This window comes from Streptacidiphilus carbonis (assembly GCF_000787775.1).
In the GTDB taxonomy this organism is placed as follows: domain Bacteria; phylum Actinomycetota; class Actinomycetes; order Streptomycetales; family Streptomycetaceae; genus Streptacidiphilus; species Streptacidiphilus carbonis.
Map to the genome: position 1 here is coordinate 248,774 of NZ_BBPM01000002.1, position 22,645 is coordinate 271,418.

Sequence of the window (22,645 nt, forward strand, 5' to 3'; positions counted from 1 at the left end):
CGTTTTCGCAGTGGCGGGGCGGTGGTCCGCCGGATGGCGGGTCATACGGACGTGCGGTGTCCCACGTGGCGAAGCACACCGCGCTTCCCGGGCCCCCGTCGCGTGTCACGACATTCCCTGCCCCGGTCTGCAGGATTCGGCACGGCTGCGCGGAATCTGCAGGCCATGTGCGTCTCATGCGGGACTGGGGCACCGACACGGCTTCGGGATGCGGTCACACTTGCGCAGGCAGGCTGCGTACGCGCTGTGGCGGGCTCCCGGAGAATTGCTGCCCCGGAACGGTCACTCCGCGGAACGGAGAGGACCGGGATCGGGACGCGGCGCACCGGGCCCCGTAGGGCGCCTGGTGCAGACATGAGATTAACACTACTGGACCCAACAAACATTCCCCCACTGTGTGTCTGTCAATCGTGTCCCCTGTCTCACCCCTCGGTACACCCCCGACCGGCCCGAAATCCGCCGGAAGAGGCCCCATTGCACGGGCGCGCTCAGCCGGTGAGGGGCAGTACGCAGGCTCCTTCGAGATCCAGGGCCAATCGGTGGGCGGCCCACTCGGGACCCGCCTCGCCGAGGGCCTTCTCGGCGGTGGCCTCGTCGGTCAGGGCCAGCACGGTGGGTCCGGCACCCGAGATGACCGCGGCCACCCCCTGGGAGCGCAGCACGGCCACCAGGGTGGCGCTGGCCGGCATCGCCGGGGTGCGGTAGTCCTGGTGCAGCCGGTCCTCGGTGGCGGGCAGCAGCAGTTCGGGGCGGTGCGTGACCGCCTCCACCAGCAGCGCGGCGCGGCCGACGTTGGCGGCGGCGTCGGCGTGCGGCACGGTCGCCGGCAGCAGCCCCCGGGCGACCTCGGTGAGCACCGGGTCCGACGGGACGAACACCAGCGGGACGACGTCCGGCGAGGGCGCCAGGGTGATCGCCCGGGCCTCGTCACCGGCCTCGGTCCAGGCGATGGTGAAGCCGCCGAGGATGCAGGCGGCGACGTTGTCGGGATGGCCCTCGATCTCCGAGGCGAGCGCGAGAACCGCTGCGTCGTCCATGAGTTCGGGTCCGCCGACGGTGACCGCGCGGGCGGCGGTGATGCCCGCGACGATGGCGGCCGAGGAGGAGCCGAGGCCGCGGCCGTGCGGTATCCGGTTGGCGCAGACGACCTCCAGCCCGCGGGGCTGGCCGCCGAGGCGGTCGAAGGCGGCACGCATCGAGCGGACCACGAGGTGGCGTTCGTCACGGGCAAGGGTGTCGGCGCCCTCGCCGGCGATGTCGACGTGCAGGCCGCTGTCGGCGACCCGCACCACGACGTCGTCGTAGAGGCCCAGCGCGAGGCCGAACGCGTCGAACCCCGGCCCCAGGTTGGCACTGGTGGCGGGGACCCGGACGCGGGTCGCCGCTGCGCGGAAAGCGGGGGCTGGCATCGCTGTCGCTCCTGGAAGGTTCTCGCCTGGGGCGGGGAGCCTCCAGCGTATCGAAGATGCGTTCACCGTTGGTACCGGGACGGGCCGCGTCGCGGGTGAACGTCACCTTGGGGTTGCTGTTCGCGCGGTTCCCCGCGCCCCTTGGAAGACAGGCGACGCCCGCGCTGCTTTCAGGGGCGCGGGGAACTGCGCGAACAACCACAGCGGACCTGCAACTCCCCACAGACCGCAACACCGCGCCCCGAGTGGCAGCTGTCAGAGCAACCCGAGCCGCTCCGCGGCAGCCGTGGCGTCGATCGGAATGGTGATCGGCTGCGGCGCGCCCGCAACGGCCCAGTCGGGGTCCTTGAGCCCGTTCCCGGTGACCGTGCAGACGATCCTCTGCCCGCGGTCGACCAGCCCCTGGTCGGCCGCGTGGAGCAGCCCCGCGACACTCGCTGCCGAGGCCGGCTCCACAAACACGCCTTCCTTCGCGGCCAACAGCCGGTAAGCGGAAAGAATCTGACGGTCCGTGACCTTGTCGATGAGGCCACCGGACTCGTCCCGCGCGGCCAGTGCGAAGTCCCAGGAGGCCGGATTGCCGATCCGGATCGCGGTGGCGATCGTCTGCGGCTTGAGGACGGGGGCCCCGTCCACGATCGGCGCCGAGCCGGAGGCCTGGAACCCCCACATTCGGGGAGACCGAGACGAGATCCCGTCCTTGGCGTACTCCTGGTAGCCCTTCCAGTAGGCGGTGATGTTGCCCGCGTTGCCGACCGGCAGGACATGGATGTCGGGCGCGTCGCCCAGCATGTCGACGATCTCGAAGGCCGCGGTCTTCTGCCCCTCGATGCGGGCCGGGTTAACCGAGTTGACCAGCGCGACCGGGTACTTGTCGGAGAGGTCGCGGGCCAGCGTCAGGCAGTCGTCGAAGTTGCCGTCCACCTGGAGGATCTTCGCGCCGTGGACCAGGGCCTGACCCATCTTCCCCAGCGCGATCTTGCCCTGCGGCACCAGCACCGCGCAGACCATCCCGGCGCGCACCGCGTACGCCGCGGCCGAGGCCGAGGTGTTGCCGGTGGAGGCGCAGATGACGGCCTGCGCGCCCTCCTCCGCGGCCCTGGAGATGGCCATGGTCATCCCGCGGTCCTTGAAGGAGCCGGTCGGGTTGGCGCCCTCGACCTTGAGGTAGACCTCGCAGCCGGTGCGCTCGGACAGCAGCTGGGCCGGGACCAGGGGCGTGCCGCCCTCCAGCAGGGTGACGACGGGCGTGGCGTCCGTGACCGGGAGCCGGTCGCGGTACTCGTTGATGAGGCCACGCCACTGGTGGGTACGGGCGCTGGTGACTGCGCTGTTTCGCATAGTGGGTTACTCCCCTTCGACACGCATGATGCTGGCCACGCCGCGGACGTTGTCCAGAGTGCGCAGTTCGGAGACCGTAGCGGACAGCGCGGCGTCGGTGGCGCGGTGGGTCACTACGACCAGTGAGGCGTCGCCCTCCCGGCCCTGCTGGCGGACGGTGTCGATGGACACGCCGTGCTCGGCGAAGACGGTGGCGACCTGGGCGAGGACGCCTGCTTTGTCGGCGACGTCGAGGCTGACGTGGTAGCGGGTGACCACGTCGTCCATGGGGTTCACGGTGAGCTGAGCGTACGCCGATTCGCCGGGGCCGGTGGCCCCGCCCAGTTTGTTGCGGCAGACGGCGACCAGGTCGCCGAGGACCGCGCTGGCGGTCGGCGCGCCGCCGGCGCCGGGGCCGTAGAACATCAACTGCCCTGCGGCGTCCGCCTCGACGAAGACGGCGTTGTAGGCGCCGCGGACGTTGGCGAGCGGATGGGCGAGCGGGATCATCGCCGGGTGCACCCGGGCGGTGACGGACTCGGTCCCGTCCGCCGAGACGCCGCGCTCGCAGATGGCGAGCAGCTTGACCACGCAGTTCATCGCCTTGGCGCTGGCGATGTCGGCGGCGGTGACCTCGGTGATGCCCTCGCGGAAGACGTCGGCGGCGGTGACCCGGGTGTGGAAGGCGATGCCGGCCAGGATCGCGGCCTTGGCGGCGGCGTCGAAGCCCTCGACGTCGGCGGTGGGGTCGGCCTCGGCATAGCCCAGCGCGGTGGCCTCCTCCAGCGCCTCGGAGTAGCCGGCGCCGGTGGAGTCCATCTTGTCGAGGATGAAGTTGGTGGTGCCGTTGACGATGCCGAGCACCCGGTTGACCTTGTCGCCGGCCAGCGACTCGCGCAGCGGGCGGACCAGCGGGATGGCCGCGGCCACCGCCGCCTCGTAGTACAGGTCGACGCCGGCCTTGGCGGCCGCGCCGTGCAGGGCGGCCCCGTCGGCCGCGAGCAGGGCCTTGTTGGCGCTGACGACCGAGGCGCCGCTGTCGAAGGCGCTGAGGATCAGCGTGCGGGCCGGCTCGATCCCGCCGATGACCTCGATCACCACGTCGATGTCGCCGCGTTTCACCAGTTCGGCGGCGTCCGTGGTGATCAGGTGCTCGGGGATGCCGGGCCGGGGCCGGTTGGCCCGGCGCACGGCGACCCCGGCGAGCTCCACCGGGGCCCCGATACGGGCGGCGAGGTCGGCGGCGTGCGTCGTCATGATGCGGGCCACTTCGGTGCCTACTACTCCACAACCGAGGAGCGCTACCTTCAGTGTGCGCATCGTCCGACTCCGCTCTGCTGATGATCTCTGGTGAGTGTGGTCTCTTGGGTGGTGCTGCCTGCTGGTGCTGGCTGGTGTCGCAGGGGTGCCTGTCCCCACCGACAAGTCTCAGGGACAGAACCGATAAATCTTCGGCCGTTCCATAGTCTGAGACCGGGATTTCATCAGCCGATATCGAGGCGCAGCAGATCCTCCTCCGTCTCCCGGCGGACGATCACCCGGGAACGGCCGTCGGCCACGGCCACCACCGGGGGCTTGAGGGCGTGGTTGTAGTTGCTGGCCATGGACCGGCAGTAGGCGCCGGTGGCCGGGACCGCGATGAGGTCGCCCGGGGCCAGGTCGGCGGGCAGGAAGGCGTCCCGGACGATGATGTCGCCGGACTCGCAGTGCTTGCCGACCACCCGGCTGAGCATCGGCTCGGCGGTGGAGGCCCGGGAGACCAGCGCCACGCTGTACTCGGCGTCGTAGAGCGCGGTGCGGATGTTGTCCGACATGCCGCCGTCGACGCTGACGTAGGTACGCAGGCCGTCCAGCGGCTTGACCGTGCCGACCTCGTAGAGCGTGAACGCGGTGGGGCCGACGATGGCGCGGCCGGGCTCGACCGAGATCCGCGGCGGTGTGAGATCCGCCGCAGCGCACTCGCGCCGGACGATCTCGGTGAGCGACCCGGCGATCTCGGCGGGCTCGCGGGGGTCGTCGTCGCTGGTGTAGGCGATGCCCAGACCGCCGCCGAGGTCGATCTCGGGCAGCTCGACGCCGTGCTCGGCCTTGATCTCGGCCAGCAGGCCGACCACCCGGCGGGCGGCGACCTCGAAGCCGGCCGTGTCGAAGATCTGCGAACCGATGTGCGAGTGGATGCCGCGGAGCTCCAGTCCGTCCAGCGTCAGCGCACGGCGCACCGCCTCGGCGGCGTGGCCGCCGGAGAGCGAGAGGCCGAACTTCTGGTCCTCGTGGGCGGTTGCGATGAACTCGTGGGTGTGCGCCTCGACGCCGACGGTGACCCGGATCAGGATCTGCTGGCGCACACCCTGCTGCTGTGCGATCCAGGACAGCCGGACCAGTTCGTCGTAGGAGTCCACCACGATGTGGCCGACCCCGGACTTCACCGCGTACTCCAGCTCGGCCTTGGACTTGTTGTTGCCGTGGAAGGCGATCCGCTCGGCCGGCATCCCCGCGGACAGCGCGACCGTGAGCTCGCCGCCGCTGCACACGTCCACGTTCAGGCCCTCTTCGTGCAGCCAGCGGACCACGGCGCGGGAGAGGAACGCCTTGCCGGCGTAGTAGACGTCGGCGCCGGTCCCGAAGGCTTCGCGCCAGGCGCGGCAGCGGGCCCGGAAGTCCTGCTCGTCCATGACGTAGGCGGGGGTGCCGAACTGCTCGGCGAGATCCCGCACGTCGATACCGCCGACGGTGACCGAGCCGGCGTCGGTGCGGCGCACCGTGGCGGACCAGACCTTGGGGTCGAGCAGGTTCAGGTCGGCCGGGGGCGCGGTGAAGTGACCCTCCGGCAGGACGTCCCCGTGGCGCGGGCCGGCGGGGTGGGCGGAGCGGCTCATGTCTTCTGTCTCCGGGGGTCCGGGTGATCTACGGTGAGGGGCGCGGGGGTTGATCCCGCGCCCCTCCCCTGACTCACATGCGTTCGGGGGCTGAGACGCCCAGCAGGGTCAGGCCGTTGGCGATCACCGTTCGGGTGGCCTCGACCAGCCAGAGGCGGGCGCGGTTCAGGTCGGTGACCTCGTCGTCACCGAAGGGCAGGACCCGGCACTTGTCGTTGAACCGGTGGTAGGAACCGGCCAACTCCTCCAAGTAGCGGGCGACGTGGTGGGGCTGGCGGAGCTCGCTCGCCTTGGCCACGATCCGAGGGAACTCGGCCAGTTGGCCCAGGAGTTCCTTCTCGGCCTCGTGGGCGAGCAGTTCCGGTTTGAAGCCCTCGGCCGGTCCCTTGTCGAAGCCGAGCCCGGCGGCGTTGCGCTCGATCGAGCACATCCGGGAGTGCGCGTACTGCACGTAGTACACGTGGTTCTCGTTCGAGGTGCTGGTGAGCACGTCGATGTCGAGGGTGATGGTGGAGTCGGAGGGCGAGCGCGACAGGGTGTAGCGCGCGGCGTCCACGCCGATCCACTCGACGACGTCGTCGATGGTGATGATGTTGCCCGCACGCTTGGACATGCGGACTTCCTGGCCGTCCTTCAGCATCTTCACGAACTGTCCGATGAGGACCTCGATGTTGACGGTCGGGTCGTCACCGGCGCAGGCGGCGATGGCCTTGAGCCGGTTGACGTAGCCGTGGTGGTCGGCGCCCAGCATGTAGACGTTGACGTCGAAGCCGCGGTCCCGCTTGCTGAGGTAGTACGCCGAGTCGGAGGCGAAGTAGGTGGTCTCGCCGTCCGCCTTGATCAGGACGCGGTCCTTGTCGTCGCCGAAGTCGGTGGTGCGCAGCCAGGTCGCACCGTCCTGGTCGAAGACGTGGCCCTGCTCGCGCAGCCGCTCCACCGCCTTCTCCACCGCGCCGGAGTCGTGCAGCGACTTCTCGGAGAACCAGACGTCGAAGTGGACGCCGAACTCCTCCATCGACCGCTGGATCTCGGCGATCATCAGCCGCAGGCCCTCGGCGCGGAACCGGGCGAGCTGCTCGGCCTCGGGGAGGTCGAGGATGCCCGGGTTGGCGTCGACGATGTCGGCGGCGATGTCGTTGATGTACTCGCCGACATAGCCGTCGTCGGGGACCGGCCGGCCGTTGGCCGCGGCCAGCAGCGAGCCGCCGAACTTGGAGATCTGCACGCCGGCGTCGTTGATGTAGTACTCGGTGGTGACCTCCGCGCCGGACGCGCGCAGCACCCGGCCGAGGGAGTCGCCGAGGGCGGCCCAGCGCACGCCGCCGATGTGGATCGGGCCGGTCGGGTTCGCGGACACGAACTCCAGGTTGATCCGGCGGCCCGCGAAGGAGTCGTTGCGGCCGTAGTCGGCCCCGGCCGCGACGATGGCCCGGGCCAGCTCGCCCTGGGTGGCGGCGTCCAGGGTGATGTTCATGAAGCCCGGCCCGGCGATGTCGACTCCTGCGACCCCGGGCAGCGTTCGCAGGCGTGCGGCGACCAGCTCGGCCACCTGGCGCGGCGGCTGTCCGGCCGCCTTCGCCAGCTGGAGGGCCACGTTGGTGGCGTAGTCGCCGTGGTCCCTGTTCTTGGGCCGCTCGACGGTCACCGTTTCGGGCACGGCGACGGTCAGCTCGCCCGCCTCTACGGCGGCACGAACCGCGGACTGGACTGCCTGGGAAAGCTCTGCGGGTGTCACAGGGGCAAGCGTAGGCGAGAAGGGCCCGTCGACCTTCATCGCTTTTGCGGTGCGAGACGGAGTGAGCCGGATTTGTTCACTCTGAGCGAAATTCCGACCCCGATGCTGCCGACCGCGCCTCCGCCAGCCGCCGTACCAGCGCGATCAGTTCCATCGGCTCGAAGGGCTTGCCCAGGTACGCGTCCACCCCGACCGACTCCCCGCGCTCCAGATCCAGCTGGGTGCACGCGCTGACGATGGCGATCGGCAGCCCGCTGGTCGCCGGATCGGCCCGCAGCCGGGCCGCCGTCCGCAGCCCGTCCAGCCGGGGCATGACGACATCGAGGGTGATGACATCGGGCTGGACCGCGTGGACGATGTCCAGACACTCGGCACCGTCGGCCGCGGTCACCACCTCGAACCCCTCGAGTTCAAGGTTGACCCTGATCAGATGGCGGATCACCTCGCTGTCATCCACCACGAGGACCCGTCCCGACGAAGCGGACACATCACTCAGGGTAGGCGGACGGGTGACTCCCCGTCCCCGCTTTCCCGCATCCCGCCGCCCCGGGCCGCGGCGTCGCCCGCTCCGACCCCGGCCCCGGACCCGCCCCGAAGCCGTCCCGGACGCGCCCCCGGACCCGCCCGGGCACCGCCTCCGCCCCCTCCTGACGCCACGACCGGAAAACCCGTGCACGAGCACCACGGCCGGGCTGGTAATGTTCTGCACGTCGCAAGACAGTGCGCCCCCGTAGCTCAGGGGATAGAGCACCGCCCTCCGGAGGCGGGTGCGTAGGTTCGAATCCTACCGGGGGCACTCCGTGCATCCATCCGCGGTTCGCCGCGATGGGCACGTGTGCCGTCAGCAGTGCCTGCGGGCGTGGATAGTTTACTGTCCACGCCCGTTTTGCATGCGGTTTCGGAGTGGTTCAGGGGTGGTGCGCCGATGGTCTGTGCGACCTCCAGTGCTACGGTGCGCTGGGCCTCGATGGCGGCAGCGCGGAGGGTGACCTGGAGGTGCAGGTCTTCGCGGGCGCGGCTGTAGCGCAGTTCCAGGTTGAAGGCGTCGAACAGGCGGCGCTGCTCGGCGTCGGGGAGCCGGGTCACGTCGAGAGCCAGGTGCGGGAGTGCGTCCAGCAGGGCCTCGTCGGCGGCGAGGGTCGTGGCGGGGGTGGCGGCCAGCTCGGCCAGGCGGGACCGGTGGGTCTTCAGCTTCCTGCCCAGGGCGGCGTGTTCGGCGCGGATGGCGTCGCGGAACTGCCGCTCGGCGTCCTCATCGTCATCGCTGTCGCCGCCGGTTCCACCGGCGAGTGACTGGATCAGGCGCTGTTGGCGGCGTTCCAGGTCCTCGGCGGCTTTCACGAGCCGGGCGCGCTCGGCCTCTCGTGCTTCCTGTTCCGCACCGCCGGGCGCGGCCTGGAGCCGGCCGGCCAGGTGGAAGCGGCGGTCGGGTCCGAAGACCCGGTCTGCGAACAAGTCGGCGATATGCGGCATCAGCCGCTCCTCACGGACCATCATCATCCGTGGGTGGGCGTCGTACCAGGGCCGGTCGGAGTGCCGCTTGGGGTCCTTCGAGCAGGCGTAGTACGGGACACCGTGGTGGGTCACGCCCCACATCCGCCGCCCGCACAGGTCGCAGAACACGTAGCCGCGCAGCGGGTAGACGTGCTTGGTCAGCTTGTGCGGGTTCGGTTCGGCGCTGCCGCGCGAGCCGGTGCGGGTGCCCAGGATCTGGGCGACGGCGTCGAACAGTTCCTTGGTGACCAGCGGTTCGTGGGTGGGCCGGGGCGACCAGACCCACTCGCTCGGGTCGACGTTCTTGCCGCCGTGCTTGGTCGAGCGCCGGTTCCAGACCTGGTAGCCGGTGTACTTAGGGTTGCGCAGGATCTCGCGTACCGCGCCGCCGGTCCAGCACCCCACTGCCGCGCCGGCGCGGGTGGGCTGCGGGATCGGGTTCGCGGCCAGGTCCGCGTTCAGCCGGGCCGCGATCGAGTCGTAGCCGAGTTTCTCCAGCGCGCGGAGCTGGTAGATCCGGGTGACGACCGGTCCGCGCTCCGGGTCGGGGATCAGCCGGTGCTTCGTCCCGCCCTCCGCGCGGCGCGCGGGGACCGGGTGGGCGACCTTCTCCGCCCGGTAGCCGTAGGGCGGCTTGCCGGTGTTCCAGCCCTGCTGGGTGTGCTCCACGAAGCCGTCCCAGGACAGTTCCAGCATCTGCAGCACGTACCACTCGGCGACGGCCTGCTTCACGCGGCGGGTCAGCGTCGGGGTGGCCTTCTTCGCCTTCGCGCCGGTGGAGATCGGCTCGTCCGCCGCGCACAGGGCCACCCCGGCCTGCTCCAGCTCGTACTCGACCTTCGTTCCGAAGTACGTGCGCCGGGCGACCCGCTCGATGGACTCGCAGATCACCGCGGCGAAGCGGCGGTCCGGGCGCTGGGCCTCGGCGAGCAGGTCGGCGATGCCGCCGTCGCGCGGGACGGGGATGTCGAAGCGGGTGTGGGCCTGGGAGTGCCCGCGCTGGGCCAGGTCCTTGCGGCCGGACTCGACGTCGTAGAAGTGCGCGACGATCACCCACCCCTGCGGCAGGGCCTTGCGGGCATTGGCCAGTTGGCGGGGCAGGGACAGCGTCGGGTCCTGGCTGTCCTCGGTCGACGTGCGGCCCAGCCACGCCACCGGGACCGCGACCGGGATCCGGTCCGCGTCCGGGAGCCGCTGTTCCGCCCAGGGCCGTCCCGGCACCGGACTGCCCCAGGTCCGTCCACTCGATGCAGTGTCAGTCATGCCCGCTCCTGCCTCTCGCTCGGTGCGGCCCGGCAGCTCACGCGCCCCCGGCAGGCGGGTCCTGCTCCCGCTCCGGGTTGGCGTGCAGCCACTCCAGTGCCGCGCGGATCGCCGCGTCCTGCCGCTCCTGCAGGGCCTCGCCCTCCGGGCCGTCCACGGCGATGTACTCGACGGTCACCCGCAGCGGCCGGACAGCCGGCACCACCGCCGACCGCATGCGGCGGCGTGCCGGTCGACCAGGAACGGAACGGGATCCCCGTCCATCCACCCGTGGTCCGCCGACATCTTCAAGCGGTTCGGGGAAGTCCTCATCGATCGTCATCGAAGCCCTCCGGTTCGACGGGGACGCGGCTGCGCCGGTCGACGGTGTATGCGGACCGGGCCGGCGGCAGGCCCGCGAGGGTGAACCGCGCAGGGGTCCCGCCGCTGATGCCCGCGGCTGCGACCGGCAGCCACACCGCCTCCCCCGGATCCGCTCCCGGGGCCAGCACCCCGGTGGCCACCGACAGGCCCGCCGCCAGCGCCGCGGGGCGCAGGTGCGTGCGGGCGTTGCGCTCACGCTGCTCGCTGAGGAAGCAGAACAGCACCCAGGGCTCCGGCCACGGGACCGTTTCGTCCTGGTCTCCGTGTTGCTGGCGCCAGTGGTCGTCCCGCAGGCTCTGGAAGAAGCGGTATTCGGACAGCTTCTCGCTCAGCCGCTTCAACTGCTCGGTGCCGCGGTCGTACTCCAGGAAGAACGCCGTCTGCCCGCCGCCCTCGCGCCACCAGCCCCAACTGTCGGGGCGGAAGCTGCGGTAGAGGTCCCCCAGATCCCGAAGCGTCCGCTCCCCCTGCCACGCCACCAACCCCTCCCCCACCACGTTGAGCCGGGACGCCCTGGCGTGCAGCGCGCAGTAGAAGTCGTTGACGCCCAAGGAATGCGCCAGCTTCGGCTCCGACACTAGCGCCAGCGCCTGATCGCTCCTGGCACGCCGCAGGATCTTCGCCACCTCCTCCGGCGTACGATCCGGATCCTCGGCCGCAACGACCGCCGCGCCCAGCGGCGCGAGCACGTAGTGCATCGGGGCCGAGCCGAGCTCGCGGCGCGGCTGGAAGCAGTCCAGCACCTTCAAACCGACGAGCACCTTCATCCGGTGCCGCGCACTAATCGGACTCGTGAACTCCAGCGCCGCGATCTGCCACGTCGTCAGCACCCGCAACTCCGCCAGCAGCACGAGCAGCCGACGGTCACGGGCAGTCAGATGCCGGGAGACCGAACGCATGGCCTGGAACGGAAGACGGACAGGAGCCGTATGGTCACCAGGCACGGGACACCGCCGCCCGCCGCCCGCGCACACCTATCGAGTGGGAACAGACCCCCTCACACGATAGGTCGCCGACACCACCGTCCACCCCAACACGGCCCTGACCAGGCATTACAGTGCTGGCAGGGGCGGACGGTGAAAGCGTCCGCGCCATCGTCCACCACACTTGCCGCCAGAGCGTCCGACCCGAACGACACCGTGAAGCAATCAGGAGAGCACCACCCACCCACACGCCTCGCTCTCAGCCGCCACGAGCGACGATTCGCCCCTCACCAGCAGGAAGACCCCGCACGGGCCCCTCCCAAACCACCTCCCGCATAGGTCATATCGTCAGCCCGCCTGGACGGGCTGACGCAGAAGGATGATCCAACCGCTCACCGTTCCGCCGCCGGACTGCCATCCTGGGAGGGGACGGCGACAGGGAGTTGGGGCTCATGCGGTGGCAGATCCATGGCGAGCGGCAGATCTACAGCAACCCGTGGGTCAACCTCTGGCTGGTCGACGTCCAGCAGCCCGACGGCCGCCGCTGGGAGCACCACGTCGTGCGGATGCGGCACCTGGCTGTCGCTGCGGTGGTCGACGACCGCAAGCGCGTGCTGATGATGTGGCGGCACCGCTTCATCACCGACACCTGGGGCTGGGAACTGCCCATGGGCCTGATCGAGGCCGACGAGACCCCCGAGCACGCCGCCGCTCGCGAGGTCGAGGAGGAGACCGGGTGGCGGGTGCATGCGATGAAACCGCTGATCTACGCTCAACCTGCGAACGGCATCACCGACTCCGAGCACTACGTCTTCCGCGCCGACGGGGCGACCTACATCGCCCCACCGACCGAGGTGAACGAGTCCGACCGCATCGAGTGGATCCCCCTCAACGAGATCCGGGCCATGATCGACCGCCGCGAGATCGTCAGCAGCGGCACCCTCGTCGGCCTCCTCTACCTCCTCCTGGACCAGGCCACCACATAGCCCCCGGCCGCCGCCGTCAGCCGAACGCCGCCCGCATCCGCGCCTCGAACGCCACCACCGGGGCCGCACCGGCATACGGCGCGAGTCGGCGGTGGAAGTCCCGCACATGGCCGGCCACGCGCGGGGAGTCGATCGCGCTGGCCAGGTCCAGCGCAAGCGTCGCGCTGTCGCACGCCTGGTCCAGCTTCCCCTGCTGGAACTGGGCGCTGGCCAGCCAGAAGGCATGGAACGCCCGGCCGCGCTGCTGCTCCGCGCGCTCACGCCGCAGCCCCTCAGCGATCAACGGCTCCGCCCGCGGCGCCTCACCGAGGCGCGCCAGAGCGATACCGGTGTCCACCAGCAGTTTCGTCTCGTCGAAGTACCGCACCCACGCCGGAGCCTCCTCCGCCTGCCGGGCACGGCTGAAGGCGGAGTTCGCCCGTCCGATCGCGTCGTGGCAGGCAGCTGCGTCCCTCAGCGCGGCATGCGCGAACGCCTCCCGTATCTGCAGCATCGCCATGACCAGCGGCGACTCCACGCCCCGGCGAACCGTGTCCTGTGCGGCGCAGGCCAGCGCAACCGCCTGCGTCGCCGCGCCCTCGTACGTCGCCTGCAAGCTCATGCACGACAGCACGTTCGCGGTGAACGAGCGGTCCTCCAGTGCCCGCGCCGTGGCCAGGGCCTGCCGAAAGTAGATCCGTGCGGTACTGAACTGCCGGGCGTCGAAGTACGCCCATGCCGCGAGGCGTGCCAACTCCGCCGCCAGCACCCGCAGGTCACGCAGCAACGCCTCGGAGCACGAGCCGCCCATCAGGTCTGTGACGTAGCGCAAGTGTCCGACCACCGCCGGGCGCAGCGACGCCCCGCCGTGCCGGTCATCGCGCTGCCAGTAGTCCTGGACCGAGGACTCCAAGGCCACCAGCGTCGAGCGGGTGATCTGCCCGTCCGCCAACGCCAACACGTCCGCCAACCCCGCATCGGCACCCTCGCCCCCCTCTCCCACCTCCGCCGCCGCGGGCGCTTCCGCCTCCCGCACTCGCACCTCGGCCGTCACGGGAATCTCCCACGGCCGGTGCGCCAGCCCCAGCAGCGCTCCAGGGATGCGCAGTCCGTCCGCCACCCTCTCGATGACCTCGATATGGGCCAGTCTCCGCCGTCCCGCCATCACCTCCCCCACCCGACTCGGTGTCAGTTCGCACAGCCGCGCGATCCGCGAGGGGTACACCCCGGCCCGCGCCTGAACCATCCGAAAGATCCGCCCGAAGTCCCGATCCCGGCAAGCCGACCGAAACCCCGCCTCCGCCACAAGCTCCGCCGGTAACCCGCCCCACTCGCCCGTCCCCGCCACCGGTCGCCACCTCCCTGGCACCACGCCGACCACGGCTCCGAACACCGCCCACGAACGACATTACCCACGTTGGGTAACCACCATGGCCTGAATCCGTCACCCCGCCGCACAGCACGATCGACACGCGGACCACCGCCAGCCACACCCCGCAGCTACGGAAGGGACCTCCACATGCCCAGCACGGCCGCCGCACCTGACCAGGTCACCCACCTGACCTGGCAGATGCAGTTCACCTCCCACATCCAGTCCGTCAGCCTGGTCCGCAAGCAGGTCCGACGCACCCTGGACACCTGGAACATCCCCGAGGACGACACCACCACCGCGATCCTCATCTCCAGCGAACTGGCCACCAATGCAGTCCGCCACGGCCACATCCACGGTCACCTCTTCGAAGTCGGGCTCGCCCTCACCCCCGGCGACCTGCTCATCGAAGTCTCCGACGCCAACCGAACCCCACCCAACTGGGCCACCCCGCTCACCGACGACCACGAGCACGGCCGGGGCCTCCACCTGGTCGCCGACCTCACCAACGGACGACTGAGCCACCAAGAACGCCACCCAGTCGGCAAAACCGTCCGCGCATACGTACACCTGACAACAGGACGAGAGAAGTAGAGTCGACACCGACACCAGCGTCACCCACAGCCGCAGACTCCTCCCGGCCGAAACCCTGGCTGATCACGGGGCATCGCCGCCGACCGCACCGACGACGCGGTCACCATCACCAGCGGACTCACCACCAACGCCGAATGCGCAACCTTGCGCACCAACCGCGACATTCTGGTCGACTCATCCGGAACGCCTACCTGCGCTTACGAGGCATTCGACACCAAGGCTCGCGATCCCGCACGGTACCGTCCCGCCAACGACGTCTTCGCTGTGCCGGCTCGGTCAGTTGCGCACCAGCGGGGCGGCGACTCGTCCGGGGCTTCGCGGAATCCATAGGGTCGCCCCCGACGGCCTCCTGGCCCTGGGGACTGCAGAAGATGGCGGCGGGTGTGAGACCAGGGCGAGACCGGCGGCGAAGATGCCGTAGACCAGGTGCTTGGTGTTCTCGATGGCCTCCCCGTAGAGGGCGCGGCGAACTGCACCACCATCACGCCGACCGTGCAGACCATGACCGCCACCAGGGCCTTGCGCACCGGATTGCGCCGCGTCCTGCGGTACCAGAAGATCCCGAACACGCCCAGGTCCAGCACGCCGGGCAGCAGGGTCGGGAAGGTCGTCTTCGCCGGGCTCGCACTCCTCCGAGACCGGCCCTGAGGCGAGAACCGCACCAGCGCCCAGCCACTCCCAAGGTGGACGAAGAGGACCATGGACCCTACGTGTGTCAGTGGGGTCAGATAGCCTCAGTCCTGTGATTACAGGTGAGCTGAAGAGCAAGATCGACCGACTGTGGGACTCCTTCTGGTCAGGAGGGATCTCCAACCCGCTGGAGGTCATCGAGCAGATCACTTACCTGATGTTCATCCGCCGCCTGGACGGGATCCAGACCACCAAGGAGAACAAGGCCAACCGACTCGGCAGGCCGGTCGAGAGTCCGATCTACACCTTCGCCTCGGAGGCGGAGGGAACCAAGGACACTCACCATCTCCGCTGGTCACGGTTCACCGGCCTCGGCGACCCCGGGGCGATGCTCGACGTGGTTCGCGAAGGCGTCTTCCCCTGGCTGCGGACCCTCGGCGGCGAGGATTCCACCTACTCGCACCACATGAAGGACGCCCGCTTCACCATTTCCACCCCGAGCCTGCTGGCCAAGGCCGTCGACATGCTCGACGGCATCCCCCTGGACGAACGCGACGTCAAGGGCGACCTGTACGAGTACATGCTCAGCAAGATCGCCACGGCCGGCCAGAACGGGCAGTTCCGCACTCCGCGCCACATCATCCAGCTGATCGTGGAGATGATGGCGCCCCGGCCCATGGACGAGATCTGCGACCCGGCGTGCGGCACCGCCGGGTACCTCGTCGCGGCAGCGGAGTACGTGGAACGCACGCACGCTGAGGCGATGCTCGGGCCGGAGCAGCGGCAGCACTTCAACGAGAGCATGTTCCACGGCTTCGACTTCGACAGCACGATGCTCCGCATCGGCAGCATGAACATGCTGATGCACGGCGTCGAGAACCCCGACATCCGCTACCGCGACTCCCTGGCCGAAGGCACAGCGGGCGAGGAGGAGCGGTACTCGATGATCCTGGCCAACCCGCCGTTCGCCGGCAGCCTGGACTACGAAGCCACTGCGAAGAACCTGCAGGCGGTCGTCAAGACCAAGAAGACCGAACTGCTCTTCCTGGCACTGTTCCTGCGGCTGCTCAAGCCTGGCGGGCGGGCGGCGGTCATCGTCCCGGACGGGGTGCTGTTCGGCGCCAGCAAGGCCCACACGGAACTGCGGAAGCTCCTCGTCGAAGGGCACAAGCTGGACGCGGTGGTGAAGCTGCCGGGCGGGGTGTTCAAGCCGTACGCCGGGGTCTCGACCGCGATCCTGTTCTTCACCAAGACCAACAGCGGCGGCACGGACAACGTGTGGTTCTACGAGGTCACGGCGGACGGCTGGAGCCTGGACGACAAGCGGCAGCCACTGCTGGCCGAGGACAAGCTCGGCCCGGTGCCGAGTGAGGCCCCGAGCGGGGACGCTGGTGAGCACGCGAAGAACAACCTGCCGGATGTGCTGGACCGCTGGAAGCGGCGGAACGGCAGCGAGCAGAAGCGGGAGCGGACGGAACAGAGTTTCTGCGTACCGAAGGCCGACATTGCGGCACAGGGGTACGACCTCAGCCTGAACCGGTACAAGGAGATCGTGCACGAGGAAGTCGAGCACCGGGCGCCGGGGGACATTCTGGACGAGCTGGCTCGGATTGAAGCAGAAATTCAGCAGGGGATGAGCGAATTGAAGGGGATGCTGGGATGAGCAAGTTTCCCCTAACTAAACTGGGCATGGCGGCGACGATCGAGCGCATTGCCATTCAACCTTCCGAAATCGATGACACTACGCCGTATATTGCTCTCGAAAATATCCAGCGCGGCGGAAAAATCATCAACGTCGAATCCGCCGGCGCTGCCGAGATTGCCAGCGCTAAATTCAGATTCACGGATAAGCAAGTTCTCTTTGGGAAATTGCGTCCTTACTTGGCAAAAATCTCACGCCCTACATTCAGCGGAGTTTGCAGCACTGACATTCTTCCAATTTCACCGGGGCCCGATCTCGACAAAGACTACCTGTGCCACTTTCTCTCCCTCCCAAGTACGGTGGCCCTTGCCGCATCCCGCTCTACTGGCGCAAATCTCCCACGCCTGGCACCAAAAGAGCTGGCAAGCATCGAAATCCCTCTTCCTTCCATCGCAGAGCAGCGTCGCATCGCCCAGGTGCTGGATAGCGTGGATGCGCTGCGCGCCAAGCGCCGCGAGGCCATCGCCCTCCTCGACGACCTCGCCCAGTCAATCTTCCTGGACATGTTCGGCGATCCTGCTAAAAATCTCAAGGGCTGGCCAATGCACCCCTTGGGGGATCTCGGCAGCTTGGACCGTGGCGTATCAAAGCATCGTCCACGCAATGACCCAAAACTACTAGGGGGAGATCATCCACTAATTCAAACCGGCGACGTTGCGTCATCACATGGATATATCACGGATTTCACCAGCACCTATTCAGATTTCGGACTGGCTCAAAGTCGACTCTGGCCGACCGGAACTCTATGCATCACCATTGCTGCAAATATTGCCAAAACTGGCATTCTCAAATTTGACGCCTGCTTCCCCGATAGCATCGTCGGATTTTCTGCCGATTCCTCTACCGCTGAATACGTGCAGACATGGCTGTCATTCCTGCAGAAGAACCTCGAACGAATGGCCCCCGAGTCCGCTCAGAAGAATATCAATCTCGCCATCCTCAGAGGTCTCAAAATTCCGCACCCGGGAAGCGTTTTGATCGATAGGTTTGCGGCGCGCCTGCAGGAAATCTCAGCTCTCAAGGGATCACAAACCGCATCTCTCGGCGAGCTCGACTCCCTCTTCGCCTCCCTCCAGCACCGCGCCTTCCGCGGCGAGCTCTGGAACGCCCCAGTCCCCAGCGCCTGACCCGCCCCGTGCCACCCACCCCGTCCGCACCAGGAAAGGGCACCACCCATGAGCAACTTCGCGTTCCTCAAGGCCGAGTGGCCCGACCTGCACGCTGAGGCGACCCACGCCGAGCGTCTCGCCCACGCGGACCCCCGCGCGTCGTGCTTCTACGCCCGCCGGTCCCTGGAGATCGCGCTGACCTGGCTCTACCAGGCCGACAGCACGCTCCAGCTCCCCTACAAGGAGGACCTGGCCGCGATGATCGCCGAGCCGACCCTCCTCAAGGCCGCCGGTCCGGCGATCCGCACCAAAATGGATGTGATCCGGCGTCAGGGCAACGTCGCCGTCCACCGCAAAACCGGCGTAACGGCCAACGACGCCGTCCGCGTGATCAGCGAGCTGTTCCATGTCATGTACTGGCTCGCCCGCACCTACTCCCTCCACGAGGCCGACACCCCCACCCCCGGGCTGGCCTTCGACCCGGCTGCCGTCCCCCGCCCGCTCTCCCCCACGACCCGCATCGCCAAGCAGGCCGAGCTCAAGGCGCAGGCCGCGAAGTACGCCGAGCAGGACGCCGCCCTGATCGCCGAGCGCAACAAGAACGCGAACCTCGACGCCGAGCTGAAGGCCCTGCGCGCCCAGATCAAGACCGCCAAGGCCGCGAACGCGTCCAAGCCCGACACCCACGACTACAACGAGGCCGAAACCCGCGACCTCATCATCGATCTGCTCCTCAAAGAGGCAGGCTGGACCCTCGAACAGCCCCAGGACCGCGAGTACCCGGTCACCGGCATGCCGACCACAGCCTCCCCCTCCGGAACCGGCAAGGTGGACTACGTCCTGTGGGGCGACGACGGCAAGCCCCTCGCCCTGGTCGAAGCCAAGCGCGCGACCCGCGACGCCACCGCCGGCCAGCACCAGGCGAAGCTCTACGCCGACTGCCTGACCGCGCAGTTCGGCCAGCGCCCCGTCATCTTCTACACCAACGGCTACGAGACCTACCTCTGGGACGACAGCACCTACCCGCCCCGCTTCGTCCAGGGCTTCTACACCAAGGACGAACTCCGCCTGCTGATCCAGCGCCGCTCCAGTCGCCGCAGACTGGCCAAGCTGCCGGTGAACGACGAGATCGCCGGACGGCACTACCAGACCCACGCCATACGCCGCATCGCCGAAACCTTCGAGCAGGATGCCGCCCGCCAGGCCCTGCTGGTCATGGCGACCGGCTCCGGCAAGACCCGTACGGTCATCGCCCTTACCGACCTGATGTTCCGGGCCAACTGGGCCAAGCGCGTCCTGTTCCTGGCCGACCGCACTGCCCTGGTCGCCCAGGCCACCAACGCCTTCAAGAAGCACCTGCCGAACTCACCGGTCGTCAACCTGCTGAACGCCGACAAGGACCTCGAAGCCCGGGTCTTCGTCTCCACCTACCAGACCCTGATGAACCGCATCAACGAGATCGACGCCAACGGCCTGCGCCGTTTCGGTCCCGGCTACTTCGACCTGATCGTCGTCGACGAGGCGCACCGCTCGATCTACCAGAAGTACGGCGCGATCTTCGACTACTTCGACGCCCTCCTGGTCGGCCTCACCGCCACCCCCAAGGACGAGATCGACCGAAACACCTACCGCCGCTTCAACCTGGAAGACGGCATCCCCACCGACGTCTACAGCCTGGAGACCGCCGTCTCCGAGGGCTACCTGGTCGCCCCGCAGGCCGTCAACGTCCCCCTGAAGTTCCAGCGCGGCGGCATAAAGTACGCCGACCTCTCCGAGGAGGACAAGGAGCGCTGGGACGAGCTGGAGTGGAGCGAGGACGGCGACGTCCCCGACGAGGTCAGCACCGAAGAGCTCAACAAGTACCTCTTCAACGCAGACACCGTCGACAAGGCCCTGATGACGCTGATGACCGAGGGCCTCAAGGTCGCCGGCGGAGACCGCCTGGGCAAGACCATCATCTTCGCCAAGAACATCGACCACGCCGAGTTCATCGCCAAGCGCTTCGACGCCAACTACCCGGAGTTCAAGGGCGAATTCGCGCAGGTGATCGTCAGCGGGAAGGACTACGCCCAGTCCCTCATCGAGCAGTTCTCCGACCCCGCCAAGGCCCCGCACATCGCCATCTCCGTCGACATGCTCGACACCGGCATCGACGTCCCCGAGGTCGTCAACCTGGTCTTCTTCAAGCTCGTCCGCTCCAAGACCAAGTTCTGGCAGATGATCGGCCGCGGCACCCGTCTCTCTCCCGACCTCTTCGGCCCCAACCGCGACAAGACCGGCTTCCTGGTCTTCGACCTGTGCCAGAACATCGAGTTCTTCAACCAGGACCTCATGCCGCCCGAGGGCAAGGTCGGCCCTTCCCTCGGCCAGCGCCTCTTCGAGCGCCGCGCGGACCTCATCCTGGCCCTGGACGACCAGCACCCGACCTCGCCGCAGCCCGCCGACGCCGACGCCGACGCCGACGACAGCGACCCGTCCGACGGCACCAAGAGCGACACCGGACTGCGCCGCGACCTGGCCCACCGCCTCCACGACGAGGTCGTCGGGATGAACCCCGAAAACTTCCTGGTCCGCCAGCACCGCCGCCAGTACGACACCTACGCAGCCTTCGACAGCTGGCTCACTCTCACCCCCGAAGCCCATGCCGAGGTCGTCGACCACCTCGCCGGACTCCCGACCAGCTTCCGCGACCAGGACAGCAGCGAGGAAGCCAAGCGCTTCGACCTGCTCTCCCTCCGCCTCCAGCTCGCCCTGATCAACGCCGACCCCGGCTACGCCCGGCTCCAGGGCCAGGTCCAGCAAATCGCCTCACTCCTCCTGGACCAGACGACCATCCCCGCCATCGCAGCCCAGCAGCTACTGCTCGACGAGCTCGCCGGCGACGAATGGTGGCAGGACGTCACCCTGCCCATGCTGGAAACCATGCGCCGCCGCATCCGCAGCCTGGTCAAGCTGATCGTGAAGACCAAGCGCGAGATCGTCTTCACCGACTTCGAGGACGAACTCGGCGAGATCGCCGCCGCCTCCCTGCGCGGCATGGAGATCGGCGCCGACCGCACCCGCTTCGAGCAGAAGATGCGGATCTTCCTGCGCACCCACGAGAACGACCTGGCGGTCCAGAAGATCCGCCGCAACCGTCAGATCACCGCCACCGACCTGACTCAGCTGGAGCAGATCTTCCTGGAGGCCGGCATCGGCACCGAGGCCGACATCGACCACGCCCGAACAGGATCCGGCGGCATGGGCCTGTTCCTGCGTTCTCTCACCGGCCTGGACCGCGCGGACGCCGCCCACGCGTTCAGCAAGTTCCAGGAGGGCAAGACCCTCACCTCCCCTCAGCTCCGCTTCGTCAACCACGTGATCGACTACCTCGCCCGCAACGGCACCATAGAAATCGAAGCCCTCTACGAGTCCCCTTTCAACTCACTCGCCCCAGGCGGCCCCGAAGGCATCTTCCCCGGAGCCGACGTCGACGCGATCGTCACCGTCATCCACGGCATCCGCGCGACAGCCGTAGCCGCCGAGCAAGCGTCTTGAACTGTCCTCTACACGCTCCCATCACCCTTTCGGGTGGCCTGTCCGGACCGCCCGGCTGACTTAAGACCAACCTGGTAGACATATCTCTGGCTACCTTGAATCAGCGCTGTAAACTAGATTCAAAAGGAGGTGCTACGTGGATCTCGTGCTTGTGGGGGAGCGGATCCGCCAAGAGCGCGAGCGTGCCGGCTACAACCAGCGACAGCTCGCCGAGCGCTCCATGCTCTCCCAGCCCACCCTGAACCGCATCGAACTCGGCACACGTGCCAGAGTCACCCTGGTCGAAATCGACCGCATCGCATCCGCCCTCGACATCCCGGTACGGCTTCTCACCAGTGGGAACCCGCTGCGGGACCGTGTCCAGATCGCCGCCAGGACCAATGATCTCGTCCCTGCCGACCGCGACGCCGCCATCCGGCATGTCCTGGAAGTCCTCGAACTGGACGCCCGACTCGACGCCGCCGGGTTGACCTCCAAGCGGCAACGACGCCGACCCGTCGGCGTCACCATTCCCGACGAGTCACTGCCGATGGAGAAGCAGGCCAAAGAGCTTGCTGCTCAGGTACGAGCCGATCTCGGCTTGGGCAGCGCCCCAATCTCCGACATCGACGAGCTGATCGAGCGATTCACCGGAGTGGACACCGCCGTGCTGAAGCTGCCAAGCAGCAGGGACGGCTTCACCGCCACCGACCCAGAACTCAACACCACCCTCATCGTCGTACGCACCTGCAACGTTCCCGAACGGCAACGCTTCAGCTTCGCCCATGAGCTGGGCCACCTCCTTTGGGGTGACGGCGCGAAGGTCCACCAGTTGGAGGACCGGCGCTCACTGGGCGAGCGCCGAAGCGACAGCTTTGCCCGCCATCTACTCGCTCCTCAAGAGGGCGTCGAGGCTTGGCTGGCCGACGAGGGCGCCAGAGCCGACAGCGAGGTGGACGAGCGGACAGCAGCACTACTCGCCCGCTACTTCCGAGTCAGCTTCCAAGTCGCCCTGATCCAACTGTCCGAGCTGGGGCTGATCACAGATGCCCAGAAATCCAAGCTACTTGGACCGACGGGCACCGACCTCGCACAGCGCTACGGCTGGGGACCCGCCTATGAACAGGAGCAAGAGTCAGCTGAGGTGATCCGACCACCACGGCGCATCTTGGAGCGTGCGGTAGAGGCGTATCGTCAAAACCTCATCGGCGTCAAAGCCCTGGCTATGCTTGAGGGGCGCAAGGCCGAGGAGGCCCGATCCGCACTGGAAGAAGCCGGGATCGTCCCGTCTTCACCAGTCACCGGGCGGGCCGACCTGTCGCGCTTGATCGCTCGTGGGCGGAAGCAGCGCGACGCCGGTTAGCGTCGCTGGGGGAA

Annotated in this window: 17 protein-coding genes, 1 tRNA gene and 1 pseudogene; 9 read left to right on the top strand and 10 right to left on the bottom strand. The window is 68.4% G+C overall.

Going from position 1 to position 22,645, the window contains the following annotated elements:
- Positions 1 to 488: 488 nt before the first annotated feature.
- The 6 genes from thrB to TR46_RS02570 form a co-directional block, all read right to left on the bottom strand.
- Positions 489 to 1,409: a homoserine kinase gene (thrB, locus tag TR46_RS02545; protein WP_042392655.1), complete on the bottom strand. Its 921-nt coding sequence runs from the start codon at positions 1,407 to 1,409 to the stop codon at positions 489 to 491.
- 255 nt (positions 1,410 to 1,664) lie between these two features.
- On the bottom strand, positions 1,665 to 2,750 hold the full coding sequence (thrC, locus tag TR46_RS02550) for a threonine synthase (RefSeq protein ID WP_042392659.1): 1,086 nt from the start codon (positions 2,748 to 2,750) through the stop codon (positions 1,665 to 1,667).
- A 6-nt stretch (positions 2,751 to 2,756) separates the two neighbouring features.
- The gene (locus TR46_RS02555) at positions 2,757 to 4,049 is read right to left on the bottom strand and encodes a homoserine dehydrogenase (protein WP_042392661.1); all 1,293 of its coding nucleotides are present in this window, start codon (positions 4,047 to 4,049) and stop codon (positions 2,757 to 2,759) included.
- Positions 4,050 to 4,213: 164 nt separating this feature from the next.
- On the bottom strand, positions 4,214 to 5,605 hold the full coding sequence (gene lysA / locus TR46_RS02560; protein WP_042392664.1) for a diaminopimelate decarboxylase: 1,392 nt from the start codon (positions 5,603 to 5,605) through the stop codon (positions 4,214 to 4,216).
- Positions 5,606 to 5,678: 73 nt separating this feature from the next.
- Positions 5,679 to 7,340, bottom strand: a complete 1,662-nt coding sequence (argS, locus tag TR46_RS02565) for an arginine--tRNA ligase (RefSeq protein ID WP_042392667.1) — start codon at positions 7,338 to 7,340, stop codon at positions 5,679 to 5,681.
- Between the two features lie 76 nt (positions 7,341 to 7,416).
- Positions 7,417 to 7,836, bottom strand: coding sequence for a response regulator (locus TR46_RS02570; protein ID WP_439654333.1), 420 nt, complete (start codon positions 7,834 to 7,836; stop codon positions 7,417 to 7,419).
- A 228-nt stretch (positions 7,837 to 8,064) separates the two neighbouring features.
- On the opposite strand from TR46_RS02570, the gene TR46_RS02575 reads away from it, so the two are divergent.
- Both TR46_RS02575 and TR46_RS40615 read left to right on the top strand, forming a co-directional pair.
- Positions 8,065 to 8,136: transfer RNA gene (locus tag TR46_RS02575), tRNA-Arg, on the top strand.
- Positions 8,137 to 8,336: 200 nt separating this feature from the next.
- Complete coding sequence (locus TR46_RS40615) at positions 8,337 to 8,633, top strand: hypothetical protein (RefSeq protein WP_152626263.1); 297 nt, start codon at positions 8,337 to 8,339, stop codon at positions 8,631 to 8,633.
- Positions 8,634 to 8,873: 240 nt separating this feature from the next.
- Here the strand turns inward: TR46_RS40615 and TR46_RS45275 are convergent.
- Positions 8,874 to 9,530, bottom strand: a pseudogene (locus tag TR46_RS45275) (recombinase family protein); the annotation flags it as partial.
- On the opposite strand from TR46_RS45275, the gene TR46_RS43920 reads away from it, so the two are divergent.
- Complete coding sequence (locus TR46_RS43920) at positions 9,493 to 9,870, top strand: hypothetical protein (RefSeq protein ID WP_236655177.1); 378 nt, start codon at positions 9,493 to 9,495, stop codon at positions 9,868 to 9,870. The pseudogene TR46_RS45275 and the gene TR46_RS43920 overlap by 38 nt on opposite strands.
- 264 nt (positions 9,871 to 10,134) lie before the next feature.
- On the opposite strand, the gene TR46_RS42040 is transcribed toward TR46_RS43920, so the two are convergent.
- Together TR46_RS42040 and TR46_RS37640 are read right to left on the bottom strand one after the other, a co-directional pair.
- Positions 10,135 to 10,302, bottom strand: coding sequence for a hypothetical protein (locus TR46_RS42040; RefSeq protein ID WP_161790079.1), 168 nt, complete (start codon positions 10,300 to 10,302; stop codon positions 10,135 to 10,137).
- Positions 10,303 to 10,405: 103 nt separating this feature from the next.
- A complete protein-coding gene (locus TR46_RS37640) occupies positions 10,406 to 11,311 on the bottom strand; it encodes a replication-relaxation family protein (RefSeq protein WP_052432498.1) in 906 nt (301 codons plus the stop codon).
- A 524-nt stretch (positions 11,312 to 11,835) separates the two neighbouring features.
- Between TR46_RS37640 and TR46_RS02605 the strand changes: the two genes are divergently transcribed.
- Positions 11,836 to 12,369 carry an NUDIX hydrolase gene (locus tag TR46_RS02605; RefSeq protein WP_042392679.1) on the top strand — a complete coding sequence of 178 codons (534 nt, stop codon included), beginning with the start codon at positions 11,836 to 11,838 and terminating at the stop codon, positions 12,367 to 12,369.
- A gap of 16 nt (positions 12,370 to 12,385) precedes the next feature.
- Here the strand turns inward: TR46_RS02605 and TR46_RS02610 are convergent, their stop codons facing one another.
- Entirely contained in the window at positions 12,386 to 13,696 is a 1,311-nt protein-coding gene (locus TR46_RS02610; protein WP_052432499.1) for a helix-turn-helix domain-containing protein, read from the bottom strand.
- A 171-nt stretch (positions 13,697 to 13,867) separates the two neighbouring features.
- Between TR46_RS02610 and TR46_RS02615 the strand changes: the two genes are divergently transcribed.
- From TR46_RS02615 to TR46_RS02635, 5 genes are all read left to right on the top strand, one after another.
- On the top strand, positions 13,868 to 14,311 hold the full coding sequence (locus tag TR46_RS02615) for an ATP-binding protein (protein ID WP_042392681.1): 444 nt from the start codon (positions 13,868 to 13,870) through the stop codon (positions 14,309 to 14,311).
- A 742-nt stretch (positions 14,312 to 15,053) separates the two neighbouring features.
- The gene (locus TR46_RS02625) at positions 15,054 to 16,604 is read left to right on the top strand and encodes a type I restriction-modification system subunit M (protein WP_042392685.1); all 1,551 of its coding nucleotides are present in this window, start codon (positions 15,054 to 15,056) and stop codon (positions 16,602 to 16,604) included.
- Positions 16,601 to 17,770 carry a restriction endonuclease subunit S gene (locus TR46_RS39045; protein ID WP_084717785.1) on the top strand — a complete coding sequence of 390 codons (1,170 nt, stop codon included), beginning with the start codon at positions 16,601 to 16,603 and terminating at the stop codon, positions 17,768 to 17,770. Before TR46_RS02625 ends, TR46_RS39045 begins: the two co-directional genes overlap by 4 nt.
- Positions 17,771 to 17,818: 48 nt before the next feature.
- Positions 17,819 to 21,289 (top strand): DEAD/DEAH box helicase family protein, encoded by a 3,471-nt coding sequence (locus TR46_RS02630; protein ID WP_042392688.1) that lies wholly within the window; start codon positions 17,819 to 17,821, stop codon positions 21,287 to 21,289.
- A 136-nt stretch (positions 21,290 to 21,425) separates the two neighbouring features.
- Entirely contained in the window at positions 21,426 to 22,631 is a 1,206-nt protein-coding gene (locus TR46_RS02635; RefSeq protein WP_042392690.1) for a helix-turn-helix domain-containing protein, read from the top strand.
- Positions 22,632 to 22,645: the final 14 nt, after the last annotated feature.

Bases quoted from the DNA above. Each gene is read 5' to 3' on its own strand.
- lysA (WP_042392664.1), bottom strand. From the start codon at position 5,605: ATGAGCCGCTCCGCCCACCCCGCCGGCCCGCGCCACGGGGACGTCCTG.
- thrB (WP_042392655.1), bottom strand. From the start codon at position 1,409: ATGCCAGCCCCCGCTTTCCGCGCAGCGGCGACCCGCGTCCGGGTCCCC.
- TR46_RS39045 (WP_084717785.1), top strand. From the start codon at position 16,601: ATGAGCAAGTTTCCCCTAACTAAACTGGGCATGGCGGCGACGATCGAG.
- TR46_RS02615 (WP_042392681.1), top strand. From the start codon at position 13,868: ATGCCCAGCACGGCCGCCGCACCTGACCAGGTCACCCACCTGACCTGG.
- TR46_RS02605 (WP_042392679.1), top strand. From the start codon at position 11,836: ATGCGGTGGCAGATCCATGGCGAGCGGCAGATCTACAGCAACCCGTGG.
- TR46_RS02630 (WP_042392688.1), top strand. From the start codon at position 17,819: ATGAGCAACTTCGCGTTCCTCAAGGCCGAGTGGCCCGACCTGCACGCT.
- TR46_RS02555 (WP_042392661.1), bottom strand. From the start codon at position 4,049: ATGCGCACACTGAAGGTAGCGCTCCTCGGTTGTGGAGTAGTAGGCACC.
- thrC (WP_042392659.1), bottom strand. From the start codon at position 2,750: ATGCGAAACAGCGCAGTCACCAGCGCCCGTACCCACCAGTGGCGTGGC.